11 protein-coding genes and 1 riboswitch are annotated in these 13,491 nt (G+C 44.4%); of the genes, 1 reads left to right on the top strand and 10 read right to left on the bottom strand.

All coding sequences use genetic code 11. The features are described from left to right. Positions 1–2 precede the first annotated feature (2 nt). The gene (locus AC3WTJ_RS23905) at positions 3–866 is read left to right on the top strand and encodes an alpha/beta fold hydrolase (protein ID WP_492523936.1); all 864 of its coding nucleotides are present in this window, start codon (positions 3–5) and stop codon (positions 864–866) included. 51 nt (positions 867–917) lie between these two features. On the opposite strand, the gene AC3WTJ_RS23900 is transcribed toward AC3WTJ_RS23905, so the two are convergent. The 10 genes from AC3WTJ_RS23900 to AC3WTJ_RS23855 all read right to left on the bottom strand — a co-directional run bounded on the left by AC3WTJ_RS23900 (position 918) and on the right by AC3WTJ_RS23855 (position 13,454). Next, positions 918–1,301 (bottom strand): hypothetical protein, encoded by a 384-nt coding sequence (locus AC3WTJ_RS23900; RefSeq protein ID WP_492523935.1) that lies wholly within the window; start codon positions 1,299–1,301, stop codon positions 918–920. 83 nt (positions 1,302–1,384) lie between these two features. Further along, a riboswitch (cyclic di-AMP (ydaO/yuaA leader) is annotated at positions 1,385–1,523 on the bottom strand. Between the two features lie 58 nt (positions 1,524–1,581). Further along, positions 1,582–2,412 carry an alpha/beta hydrolase gene (locus AC3WTJ_RS23895; RefSeq protein WP_492523934.1) on the bottom strand — a complete coding sequence of 277 codons (831 nt, stop codon included), beginning with the start codon at positions 2,410–2,412 and terminating at the stop codon, positions 1,582–1,584. A gap of 54 nt (positions 2,413–2,466) precedes the next feature. Continuing rightward, positions 2,467–2,949: a MarR family winged helix-turn-helix transcriptional regulator gene (locus tag AC3WTJ_RS23890; RefSeq protein ID WP_492523933.1), complete on the bottom strand. Its 483-nt coding sequence runs from the start codon at positions 2,947–2,949 to the stop codon at positions 2,467–2,469. Positions 2,950–2,973: 24 nt separating this feature from the next. Beyond that, on the bottom strand, positions 2,974–4,086 hold the full coding sequence (locus AC3WTJ_RS23885) for an oligogalacturonate lyase family protein (RefSeq protein ID WP_492523932.1): 1,113 nt from the start codon (positions 4,084–4,086) through the stop codon (positions 2,974–2,976). Between the two features lie 25 nt (positions 4,087–4,111). Continuing rightward, positions 4,112–5,824 carry a DUF8769 domain-containing protein gene (locus AC3WTJ_RS23880; RefSeq protein ID WP_492523931.1) on the bottom strand — a complete coding sequence of 571 codons (1,713 nt, stop codon included), beginning with the start codon at positions 5,822–5,824 and terminating at the stop codon, positions 4,112–4,114. An 82-nt stretch (positions 5,825–5,906) separates the two neighbouring features. Continuing rightward, a complete protein-coding gene (locus tag AC3WTJ_RS23875) occupies positions 5,907–7,460 on the bottom strand; it encodes an extracellular solute-binding protein (protein WP_492523930.1) in 1,554 nt (517 codons plus the stop codon). 46 nt (positions 7,461–7,506) lie between these two features. After that, entirely contained in the window at positions 7,507–8,403 is an 897-nt protein-coding gene (locus AC3WTJ_RS23870; RefSeq protein WP_492523929.1) for a carbohydrate ABC transporter permease, read from the bottom strand. A gap of 12 nt (positions 8,404–8,415) precedes the next feature. Further along, on the bottom strand, positions 8,416–9,393 hold the full coding sequence (locus AC3WTJ_RS23865; RefSeq protein ID WP_127450834.1) for an ABC transporter permease: 978 nt from the start codon (positions 9,391–9,393) through the stop codon (positions 8,416–8,418). Positions 9,394–9,489: 96 nt separating this feature from the next. After that, complete coding sequence (locus tag AC3WTJ_RS23860; RefSeq protein ID WP_492523928.1) at positions 9,490–11,826, bottom strand: helix-turn-helix domain-containing protein; 2,337 nt, start codon at positions 11,824–11,826, stop codon at positions 9,490–9,492. Between the two features lie 188 nt (positions 11,827–12,014). Further along, positions 12,015–13,454: a PAS domain-containing sensor histidine kinase gene (locus AC3WTJ_RS23855; RefSeq protein WP_492523927.1), complete on the bottom strand. Its 1,440-nt coding sequence runs from the start codon at positions 13,452–13,454 to the stop codon at positions 12,015–12,017. Positions 13,455–13,491: the final 37 nt, after the last annotated feature.

Below are 13,491 nucleotides of genomic sequence, written 5' to 3'. Positions count from 1 at the left end.
TTATGGTACATTATAAAAAAATGAAGATTGACGGTTGGGAGTTATTTTTTCGCCAAGCCGGGAGTCCATACAACCCAACCATCATCCTTCTTCATGGTTTTCCAAGCTCATCCCATATGTTCAGGGATTTAATTCCTCAACTCACAGACCACTTTCATCTCATTGCTCCTGACTATCTTGGATACGGAAATAGCAGTATGCCTTCCACAGAAGAATTTGCTTACACCTTCGAGAATCTATCCATTCTGATTGAAAAGTTAATTGATAATCTCGGCATTTCCCAATATATATTGTACACCCATGACTATGGAGGTCCTATCGGGTTCAGACTGGCCGTTCGGAATCCGCACCGTATTCTAGGATTCGTTATTCAAAATGCCGTAGTCAGTGAAAACGGCTTAGGGGAACCGTTCGATCTCTTCAAAGCTCTCTGGGCGAATCGAAATCCTGCAACCGAAGCGGCCTTTGCTCAGCTTGCAACCTTTCATTTTACAAAAATGCAGTATGTTACGGGCGTGTGTCATCCCTACCGGATTAGTCCCGATGGTTATTTAATGGACCAGTTATTTTTGGATCGACCCGGGAATAGCCAAATCCAGTTGGAATTGGGCTACGATTATCGGACCAACGTCGAACAATACCCTGTTTGGCAGCAGTACTTGCGAACTTATCAACCTCCTACGCTCATAACCTGGGGCAAAAATGATTTTATTTTTACGGTGCAAGGGGCTCTTGCTTTCGGAGAACTATTAACGTGTGTGGAAACTCACTTTTTATGCGGGGGCCATTTTGTTCTGGAAGAGCAAAGCCAGCAAGTTGCGGAGCTTATCACGCGCTTTTTTGGCCGTATCTATTCACTTAAATAAACGAAAAAGGAGCTGCCGCCAGGCAAGCTCCTTCACTATTGTTGAAGATCGTTAAATGGTATGGCTGATGTACGCTCTTAGGCAAGGATACGGGCCACTGAAAATATGCGCCATGGTTACGATAAAGCTGAGGTGATCCTGTAAAATTTGGAGCGTGGTTCCGACGCGATGGGCTAGCGATTGTTCAACCGCTAATTCCTTTTCCGAGCTAAGTTGGTAAAGCAGCTCATTGTTTTGAGCGACCGTTTTGCTAATTTCCATTAGCGTCTGTGTTTCGACGTCTGATGGTTGGTAAGCCAAATTCGGAAATTGAATGTCGTACGCTTCCAACCGCTGTTTTAAATGAAGAATCTCCTGTTGACGCTGTACAGAATCGTTGGCTCTCTTCCAAGGGAGAAAATTCTTCCATTCTTTGGTTACTTTCATAAGCAGCATGTCTAGTTCCTCCTATTTTCTCTAGAAGAGAAAAAGGAAGCGAGGGAATAGAACCTTAAATCACATAGTTCCATTAAATGTTTCTATCCATTCTTTCTACGCTGACGAAGTTAGCTGACGGATTCGGGTTGAAAGTTAACCCTAACACTTTACATGTGTACTCACCCCAGGAAACTTGGTTCCCCCGCTTCTTTAATCTAAAGAATTAAGCGTATTTTATCAATTTACTCCAATGTATGAGGAGAAGCAATAGTAATATTTTCTTATCTATTCTATGTCCTTAGTCATGCATCCCTTGTAACCAAATCATGATCCGATCTACTACTTCCATATATCTTTGCCCAACTAGCAATCCGGTGTGAGTCGTTTCCCTAAATCCTGTATATTCAGCATGGAGAAGGTCCGCTGTCGCCTTTCCCCTCCGGTCATCCTCTTCACTATTAATGGCTTTAATAACCAAGGCTGGATGAATCATCAAACTGCTGTCTATCGATATTCCACCGCTTACTCCCAATGAAAAATAAAAATCGTTAAATGCTTTTAATGACTCCACCGTTATATACTTTCTCTGAAAATCAATGTCATCTGCTGATTCATCTATACTGGAATTCTCATCTCGGGATGGTGCAGGCATTAAAACGCCTGTTGTCATAGCAGCTATTTCTTTGTAGGGTACAGCTTCATAAACTTCCTTGCTTATGCTTGTATCGATCACCACTAAACCTGCAAGTTCGATGGTTTCAGCCAGCTTTTGGCTCAAAATTCCTCCCATGCTAAATCCTATGAGAATTGGTGGAGCCTTACACTCGGCCAAAACCTCTTTGATATCCTCCAAATAATCTTCGAATGTGACATTTGTCAAATCGAGCACTCTACTTTTGTAGTGCCCTCTCAAATTCATAACATAACAATTCCATCCCCTGTTTATAAAGTGTGGGATGTATTTGCTCCACATCCAACTGCCCGTGTAGGCACCGTGTACAAATAAAAGCGGAGGTCTTTTTGAAGCTCCCTTCTGTAGCTCAACTCCCTCGAAAATTTCTACAAATAGATCATTTTCTCCGATATATTTCACACGATGATCCGGCAAATCTTTTGTGTAATCTTTCATGATAAGCTCCTCCTCGTTATATAGTTTGACGTCAAACTATTACTCTAAAAAAAATTAAAAGTTTCTATAAATTTTCGTTAGAATTCTCAGTAATTCTTCCTTTTCTTTATCCGAAATGTCCATATAAAAAACATCTAACATTTTCTCTGAGATGGTTTCGAATACGGGCTTCAGTTCCTCCCCTTTTGGTGTTAAGGCAACATAGACGACCCTTGAATCTACGGTGTCCCTTTCTTTTGTTACGTATCCAAGTCGGACCAATTTGTCGACAAGTGCAGTCACCGTAGACTTATCTTTATCAATTTTCTTGGCAATTTCCGCCATAGTCAATCTAGGCATCTTAAATAAAGCAAAGATAATATCCCCATGTGAAATGGCAATATCGTCGACTCCATATTTCGCCATTTCGGATATGATAAACCGATTGGTCTTTTCTCTAATTCTGGATATAAGTGATACAGCATCTGTTGGTTTCATATCTGCATTATAGTTTGACGCCAAACTAATGTCAATGATATATTCGAGGCAGTCGATCAAACTAGCCGGCTGCCTCGAACATGGTCACAACTCCACTTTATATATACAAGGAATACCTTCCATATCAGAAGTAAAGATGATAAATGTGCCATCTGGAGAAAAAGCCGGATGCGGATGAGCATCCTGTGTGTTGCCGTATGACTTCCAGCTGGTTCCATGGGAGCATAGCCGCTCTTCTTGTCTCCGTTCTACATCCACTAAATAGATGAAGTGCTGCTCGGGCAGCTGCCCATCCCCGACGATCATCGTATGATTGGCATTCGAAATAAAGTGGCAATACTTGGAGCAATTCATCCACACTTCTTCCACTAATGTCTCTGAGTCCATGAAACGGATACTTTCGTGATAGAGATCATCTTTATGTCGGTACACATAAGCGAATCTAGAGCCATCAGCAAGCCAATATTCATGCGTGATGAGCTCATCATGCGTCTGTTTCTTCGCACAGCGCAGCCGCGTCCCGTCCTTTTGGACTAGCCAGAGTCTGGCATCAATCAGATGCCCAGGACCTTCATGACAAAATAAAATGGTCGATGGGTCATTGGGACGAATTTGCGGATGCCCGAGCCAACAGTCCAGCTCCTCATGTACGATATGGCTGGTTCGCTGTTCGATATCCAGGTAGATGATTCGGCAGTGCGGTTTCGCTGCCCATTGCGGCTCGAAATTGGACCAATCCCCTTTGCCTGGTACGACATCCTTTTCATTGATTTCGACTAGTACGAGATACTTGTCATCTGAGCTGAGACCGGGATTGGCATTGGATTTCCAACCTGCAGGTGTCGTATAGAGAACGTCTTCCATCAGCGTCGTCATATCCAATCGCATAATTCGCTGATCCCTGCAATATATCAAGTAGTTGTCGTCACTCGTCAGACTGCAGCTGAAATCGTGAATATCGGGTCCTTCCGTTAATTGCAGGGCCGTTCCATCGTTGAGATCCATCCGATAAAGCTGACGGGATCCCCCTCGCTCGCTTGCGTAAATGAGATAGCGATTGTCGTTTGTGATCATTTTATAATAAAAATAAGGATGATGATTCACCTGCTCCGGGACTGTCAAACGAGTCATAGATCGGCCCGTATAGGCATCGGCAAACGGAAGGAACTCGTTACGAGTCGTAGAACCTTTAGCCATCTGTGATCACTCCATTCTCTTAATGTTAGGGCCGAGGCCGCAGCATCTTCATCTTCTCGGCAGGTTTAAGCGGCAAAGTCAATTGCAGTACCGAGCGGTTTGGAGCACGGAATTCCGCCTGAACCTCTGTGTTCGCTTGTACGACGGAAGCAGCAGCGTCGAGCTCATCTCCCCGCTCACCCAAACGCCATGCAAACAGTAGTAGTGCCTCCTGCATGCTAGCGAAATCAAATTTCTTCCGCTCGCCGGTGTAGATGACATAGTCAAGAAACCGTTTATCCCGCTCCTGCCCAAGCTCCCATCTTGGCTGTTCCCCGTCAAAGGCTGCGAATATTTTTTTCACCTGCAGTGTCTGCCCAGCTATGTGTACCAAAGCTGAATCGGCTGCTGGCGAAACAGCCTCCGCCTTAACCTCATGCAGGCTGCCTCCAATCTCAAAGCGAACTCTTAGGTCCGCTGATTCGATAGTCCCGTCAATGGGATCAAGTCCAATGTGCGTATTGCCGCCATTCGTGCAAAATCCGATGCCGAACAACACATCCTTCCCCTTTTGAACACTGGAATAAATTCCGGAAGAGTAGTCGTAGCCTTCGTTCAGAAGGCGCAAATGAATGTAGGTGGATGCGTCACCATTGCGTACATAAGCTAGCAAATTGCGGCGCTGATTCCACATCACATCTTTGCTGAAGGTTCCCACACTAACCGGCCCTTCCATATATGTAGTTGCTTGGTTAACCGTATTGCCAGTTTCGTCTTTGCTAATCGTCTGTACATGCTCCGCTGTTTCTGTACGTTTGAATGCCGGTATGTACTTCTCAGGACATCCGATATCATTGCCATACCAGTCCAGATTGTATGTCAGTTGATCGTCTGGCATGAAGTTCAACTCCCCTTGGCTGGCAAGCTGCAAGAACGATAAAACTTCCGGCGTCATCATCGTATGATAGGCACGGCTGTGCGGACCTGACCATTGCTTGCTGGGGACATGGAAATGCTCGGCAACCATCCCCCATGCCACATCCAGCATCTCCGAGCTGAGCTGTTTCGCTTCCGCAACTTGGGTCGCAGTATGAATGCTGGACAATTCCTGTATCGCCACGATCGTGTATGTCGGACTGTTAAACTCCTGGAAAGTTCCCAGCTGTTTCGTGTATTCGCTAAAGAGGCGTAAACGCTCCAAGCCGTAATTCAAGTACTTTTCTTCGCCATAGACCTCGCCTGTAAGCAAAGTAACGAAAGCGCCCATAATGGCAATGTTCGTATAGCTAGGACCTACATTTCGCTTGATAATGGCGTCGCATGCACAATAAAGCGCATGCCTGATTTGTTCGCGAAGCCCCGCGCTCAAGATATCGGAATGCCTCTGCTCGGCCAGCACCAGCCGCTTGCCGCAGAAGTCCGCCCAATTCCAATCTGGCGGAGCCATTCTCTCAAGCGGCTCTTCGTAGAACCAAGACCAGATCCCGAAGGTAGCATGCTCCGGATTCTGATCCTGCAAGCTGATTACCTGCTCAAGTATACCTTGTGCTCGTTCTACATGAAGAGGCTGGCGGCTGTCCAGCAACCCCAGCGTATAAACACAAGCTGCCAGGGTCGGGTGAGTAAACGCTACATTTTTTAACGTACTGTGATAACCCGGCGTATGGAAAGGCTTGCGAACCATCCGCAATTCAGGCGTATAGTCTTCGTGCCATTTCTCAAGCTGATTAAGCAGCATCTTATTTGAAATTATTGTCATTGTGAATTACACTCCCTTATCCGTATAAAATAGCCCCCCAACTCCTGTTCGAATCGGGAGGCTGCTTAGCCTTCTATGCCGTTTACTTGCCCTTCACATTTTTCTCATACCAATCTTGCGCTAATTTATCAACGTTATCGCCGCCGAGACGTTTCCATTCCTTGCGAAGCTGTTCCATGCCCCATTGCGGTGAATATTGTGCACCGCCTGTAATGACTTTTGTTTCAATATCATCCGACAATGGGCCGAATGACGTAGACGTTTCGCTCAGTTCAGGGAATGTCGGGTTGAACGGAATATCGCGTCTGTATTTATTTTTCATAGCCACCTTGAGTGATTCACCCTGCACTTTGGCATATTCTTGAGAGATCGCATCCGTTGCCGCCATCACAGCGAAATCCTCTGGTTTCGGACTCCATTGATCGAGCACCGCATACTCTGGCGCATAGATCGTTTCCTTCTTATTCTTCTCGGCATCAATCGTTTGAGGAACACCATTAACCAGCTTGTAATGAACACCTTCCGTGCCGAATCTGACATCGAACCAGTTTTTGTCTATCCACCAATCCAGCAATTTGATTGCGGCTTCTGGATTTTTCATATCCTTATTAAACACAATCAAACGGTTTGCCGGCGGTTCTTGATACAAGCCGAACTTCCCATACTTCGTTGATACCGGCTCCAACGGTACAAGCTGCGAATTAGGTACATTCTGCTTCAATTCACGGTATTCGGCACTAATGTTCCAACTTGCGAAGTAGATGCCTGCTTTACCTGTCACGAATAGCTGTCTTTCCTTCTGGAAGTTCTTGTCTGTGATATATTCTTTGTCAATCAGCCCTTCATCGAAGAAAAGCTTAAGCTCAGCAAGCACATCGGCATACCGATCCGTTAACCCGCCGTACACGATTTTATCATTATCGAGATACCAGTTACTCTTGTTGGATGCGTACATCGCCTGAATAATACCCGTGTAATTATAGTTAAAAGCAGCACCCAACGTGTCATTTTTACCGTTACCATCAGGATCTTTATCCCGAAACGCCCGCATCACAGTGACCAACTCATCCATGGTTGTCGGAGCCTTCAGTCCAAGCTTATCGAGCCAATCCTGGCGGATCCACATGCCATGATTCGCGATGGCGTCAATGCCACGTGCGCTGGTTGCCATATAGGTTTTGCCATCAAACATCGTGTATGGCTTTAGTTCCGGATGCGCTTTCAAATAGGCTTTGTAGGAGGTGCTGTATTTCTCGATATATTCGTCGATCGGTTGAATGGCTCCCTGCTCTTTCAATGTCGCCATATAATCTCGCCCGAATTCCCACATCATATCCGGAGCTTCGCCGGCTGCGATGAGTGTGTTTAATTTCTTCGTTGATTCGGTCCGTAGGATCGGAACCCACTTCACATTAATACCCGATTTCTCATTGATGTATTTGGTCGTCCGGTTACTCTCATAAGTTCCCTCATCACTCGCCACTTGGCCGCGGTCAAGGATGGAAACGCTGACTTCCAATTTCTTATTCTCTCCTGACGATTTTCCCGTATTATCTGTGCTAGTTGGAGAGGAGCAAGCTGCAATTGTGAATAAAGAAGCGACTAGCGTTAAAGCTACGTGCTTTTGTTTCATCATGAAATCTTCGCCTCCTGCAATAAGAATAATAAGTTTGAATTTTCTTTTAGCCTTTAATTGAACCAATTAATACGCCTTTGACAAAATACTTCTGTAAGAATGGATAGACGCACAAGATCGGAAGCACCGAGATAATGATGGCAGCAGCCCTTAAACCCTCCGGAGTTACCATCGTTTGCATAGAAGCACCTTCGCTCCCGTTCGTTGCATTCGTATTAAGCAGGTTCTGGCTTGTCGTATCGATCATCTGCAGCAGCTTCACCATCAAAGAAAGCTTCCCCGAATTCGTGATATACATGAGCACATTCATATACGAATTCCACCAGGTAACCGAATAAAATAACGTCAACGCCGCAATAATCGGCATGGAGAGCGGAAGAATAATTTTCCAAATAATGAACAGGTCATTAGCTCCGTCAATCGCTGCAGATTCCTCAAGTTCCGAAGGCAATCCTTCAAAAAATGATTTCATGACGAAAAAATTGTACGTGCTTAGAAGACCAGGCAGCCAAAGCGCCCAATACGTGTTCATGATGCCCAGCGTTTTAATGAGAATATAATTGGGAATGATCCCTCCGCCGAACAGCATGGTGAAGGTTATGATCATAAGCAGGACATTCCTGCCCTTGAGCCGCTTGCGACTTAACGGATAGGCCGCCATGATTGTTGCTACAAGGTTAATGGAAGTTCCCACAACCGTAATGATTAATGTATTTTTCATAGCATTAAACAGCTGGCCGTCTTCAATCAAGTTTTTAAAAGAAGTGAATGTGATTTCCTTCGGCCATAAGAACACTTCCCCAGACATAATGGCCCGAGAAGAGCTTAATGAGGTAGATAGCACATGAATGAACGGGAACAACGTCATCATGGCAAGTACCGCCAGAAACACATAGATGACACCATAAACCAGCTTAACTGACGAGCTCTGACTGCCGGACACCGCATTCCCCTCCTACCATAGCCCATTCTCGCCTAAGGCTTTAATTAATCGATTCACGCTGACCACCAGAATCAAGCCAATGACGGATTGAAACAAGCCAAGCGCCGTCGTATAGCTGTACTGCGCGCCTTCAAGACCTACATGATAAACATAGGTGCTGATGACATTCGCGACCTCTGAAACCGCTTTATTTTGCAGCACGAAAATATGCTCGAAGCCCACATCCATCATCTGACCCACACGCAGGATCAGCAGAATCGCGATTGTGGATCGGATGCCCGGCAGTGTAACATGCCAGATGCGACGAAGCTTGCTCGCTCCGTCAATCTTCGCTGCTTCATACAGCTGAGGATCAATGCCGGCCATGGCGGCAAGGTAGAGAATGGTTCCCCAACCTGCATTCTGCCATATTCCCGACAAGATGAATGTAATCGGCCACCAGAAGGTGCTTGCCATGAAATAGATCGGCTCAATGCCGAACAACTTCACCAAAGCAAAGTTTACGATCCCCGTGGAAGGAGACAGCAGCGCGATAACAATGCCGCCAAGCACCACCCAGGAGATAAAATGCGGAATATAAAGCAGATTCTGAATCGTTCGCTTGTACCATTCCAGTCGGACTTCATTTAAAAGGATGGCCAGAGCAATAGGAACCGGGAAAGCGAAAACGATACTGTACACATTCAGGAGAAGCGTATTCTTTAATACATTGAAAAAATCCGGACTCGTGAACAATCTGTTGAAATGTTTTAGGCCAACCCACTGACTCCCCCATATCCCATCGGCGAAACGATAATTTTTGAAGGCAATGATCTCACCGAACATCGGCGTATACTTAAATAGGAAATAGTAAGCAAAGATGGGAAGCAGCAAGAGATACAAGTATTTATCCCGCTTCACATACTTCCATGCCCGTTTAAGCTTCGTTGTTTGCTCCTTCTTCCCAATAATGGCTTGTGCGGTCGTGGCCCCGACAGTTCGTGATTTCATGTCCCTACCTCCTTTCAGTTCGATGTCTTGCACCTTTATGGTAACGTTCCAGAATCGATTTGGCATATAGACACTTTTTAAACATACACACCTTTTTTAACCGGAAACGGATTCGCTATTTTTATCATCTTCGCCTTTTTTAAGATTTTCCCTGAATTCCCCTGGTGTTAGGCCCGTATATTTCTTGAAAATGCGTATAAAGCTCTGAACATTGTTATAACCTACGCTCTCCGCAATGGTGTTGACTTTCAGCTTTGAACCCAGCAGCAACTCCTTTGACTTCTCCATGCGGATCTGAATCAGACAATCCATAAAATTAGTTTCCGTCGTTTCCTTGAAAAGCTTGCTTAAATAAGGAACGCTTAGCTCAAATTGCGCAGCTAACAGATTAAGCGAGAGATCGCTATCCATATAATGCTGTTCGAGATATGCCAGAACCTGCTCGATGGTATCGTGATGCCCTTTGGAGAGCCGTTTCTCTTCGGTCCGCACAATGAGCTGATGCAGGAAATCGGACATGTAGCTCTTCAGCTCAGCTACTTTGACACAGCTTTCAATCCGGTCATAGATGTTTTCCTTCGGATCCAGGAATTCTTTGATTTCGAGACCTTTATCCGATATGACCTTAATGGATTTCATAATCATCTGAATGCACATCTGCTTAATTAACTCGGGAGGAACATTGCTTGCCACGACCTCGCCAAAAATTTTATCCAGCTGTGATCGAAGCTTGTTTTTATCCGTTTCCCGAATCAGGTTGACGACAGAATCAATTAGCGCTGTAATCCGGTAAAATTTCTCATTATAATTGCTGCCCGCAATATCGTCGATGGACACAACCGTGTTGTCGCCCATAATCAACTTATATTTCAATGCATTCAGTGCTTCTTCATAGGAAATCTGGATGCCTTCCAAATTGGATTGCGGACTGCCTACACCAATGGTTACCGTTTGTTTAAAATGAATCCCTACATAATTTTTCACCAGATCAGCCACTTGCAGAGCTTGAATTTGATTGCCTTGCGAATCCTCCGATTCGAAGCTCATAATGACGGTGACTCTCCCATCGGTCAACTCCACGGAAGTCCCCTTGCATACGCCTGCGATGAGTTCGTCCGCAACATTGCTGATGGCATAAGTAAATAAATACACATCTCGCGGAGTGTGATTCTCTTGGATACGATCCAGTTCAATGATGAGCACGATGAATTGTTTATGATATAAATCTATCCCGAGCGTATGGAAATAAGGCTTCATCCGGCTATAGTTCGTTTTATCCCCCATTAGCAGACTCATGATCAGACGCCATTTCAACGCAGGCAAGCTGTCATTCATTTGTTTCTGCAAGGATTCGTTGTCGGAAATCATCTGTTTGAAAAACTGCTCCATATAGGTAAGGTCGCCGGTGCGGACCGATTTCTTACCCGCAACGGAATGAAAGAAAAGCTCAAGAGGCCGGAACGTGTAGTTGCTTACTGCAAAGACAAGCACAATAGCTAGCAAGAACATTCCCGCTGTCACAACCAGTAATAAATTGCGAACAATCATTAAAGGTCGGTTCATTTCGGGATCGGGGACGATACTGATGTATTTCCAACCATTGTAACTGGAAGTTAAATAAAAGGTTGTGTAACTTCCGCTTTTCGAGTGCGTCGTGATATAACCGTTATCCTTAAACTCACTTATCTCGGGGGCGCCGGGAATCGTGCTGAAGGAATGAAACAGATGCTCTTTGTTCTGCGAAGAAATAATCATCCCTTGGTTATTAATAACTAAGGTTTGACCTGCCCTTTGCTGGTCTACATCTTGAATGAGATTGGATAGCGTGCTTTCCGCGACATTGACAATAATGGCACCCTTGCGAAACTGCGGTAAACTGATTAAGGGGTAAGTCCGCACCAAGGTAATCATATTTTTCTCAATTTGCAGTCCTGAGCTGACCTCCGTTACTTTTCTGGTATCAAGCCATTCGCCGTAGCCCTTCATGCTCACATAAGCATCATGCCAAGCCATATCGTAGAAGCTGGATTCATCCGAGTACGTCACATCGGTCAACAAGCTCTTGTTCGCAAGAGAATACAAATAAAACGAGGAGATATTGCTGTTCGTAAACATCAGCGTCTTGAACCGCGTGTTCAAAATGCGGAAATAATTGAGCCGCAGTTCATCGCTCGCATATCTGCCATTGAGGAATAACTCGACATCGGGTTCTTGGATGAAATTAATTGTGCTCGTATCAATTTCATGCAGCATCATTTCAATCTTCTGCTGACTGAGATGAAGCAGGGCTGTATTCGTGCGGCGGAGCTGATCTTCCATGCCCCCTTTCGAGCTTAAATAGGACAACCACACGGTGGAAGAAATGATGATCAGGAAAAACACACCATAAATTACCTTGAATCTGGCCGATATGTTACCTTGTAAAAATCGCATGGTTATCTCCTTTTCTCCGCATAAAATAGAGGCTCGACAATGTGGCGCATGTCTATTGGTAGCGCTTACAAATTACTAATTGTAAATCCTTTCCTCATATGATAAAGCAAGAAAGGGGATTGTTCAACCTGACAAAAGAAGGTAACTACCGGTCAAATGGAAAAATCCCTCCAAGTAAACGGCACTGTCTACCTGAAGGGATATGATCCTGACACATCTCTATTTTTTATCGGAAGCTCGATTTGCACCTTCGTTCCGTGGTTAATCTTACTTTGAATCGTCAAATCTCCATTATGTCCATGAATAATTCGTTTGCAAACCATTAGCCCTAAACCGGTGCCATTCGTCTTTGTCGTGAAAAACGGCTCCCCCAACTGAGTCAATTTATCTTCTGAAATACCGACACCTTGATCTTCGACGCAAATAATCAGTCGTTGATCCAGGATATTTCTTACGGATAACTGTATCAATCCACCATTTCCCATGGACTCAATCGCATTCTTCAAAATATTAATTAAAACTTGTTTAATTTGGTCTGGAATACAATAAATAGACGGGATGTCTTGATCCATGTCCATTTGTATTTGTACGTTATACAGATGAGCATGGGGCTGAAGAAAAGCAATGACACTTCGAACAAGCTCCCGGGGATTACTCTCCAGATAGTAACTCAAGTGTGGTTTCGCCAACGTCATAAATTCATTCACGACATAATTGATATGCTCGAGTTCTTCCATCATCACATCAACATAGTCGGCATTTTTCGCTTTTAGTAAATGTACGAACCCCTTTAAGGAGGTTAACGGATTACGGATATCATGAGCGATGCCAGCTGCCAATTGGCCAATTAACGACAGTTTCTCCGATCGGATAATCGCTTCTTCCGATTTCTTGCGCTCCGTAAGATCGCGAATGACGCTCTGCATGACCGGATTCCCAATATTCTTGTGAACATAAATCGAAGATATTTCCGCATCAAAAAGCGTGCCGTCTTTCTTGCGCATTTTCCGCTCCACAAAATCACTGTAGTTATCCATCTGCATAATCTGTTCAATTCGCTCAATAATCACTTCCTTATCCGTTGGACAGAAATAATTATAAATCGAAGCTCCAATGAATTCATCGGATGAACTTTCACCAAAAAGTTTACAACAGGCATCATTCACGAACAGAATGAGCCCGTCTTTATGCAAAACAATAGGTTCAGGATTAAGCTTGAGCAGCCTCCTGTACTGTTTCTCACTTTCAAAAAGCTCCTCTTCCACTCTTTTCTTTTCACTAATGTCTCGTTCCAACCCGACAAAGCCAACTACGTTTCCGTCCCTATCTTTTAAAGGCGAGACTGACACACTGGCAATAAAAGTCGTTCCGTCTTTTCTAAGTTTTAACGCTTCGAAATCCTTGACTTGCTCGCCATTGATCAATGACTGGTACAATCGAAGAGCATCTTCTTTAAAATCATCCGGTGTCATTGGCAATATTTGACCAATAACCTCTTCCCTCGTCCAGCCATGTAACTCTTCAAATTTCTTATTCACTTCCAGCACAGTTCCATTTATATCGACGATTACAATCCCATCGGATGTTAAATTCATGAAGGAATCAATTAAGTATTCTTTTAAATTCATGAGTAAATATCCCCTAGTTCAATCAAGTGATAGTAAG

The organism is Paenibacillus sp. FW101-FHT12H11, assembly GCF_058790355.1.
Note: the sequence above shows the minus strand (reverse complement) of the source record. Positions and strands in the feature narration are given on the sequence as shown.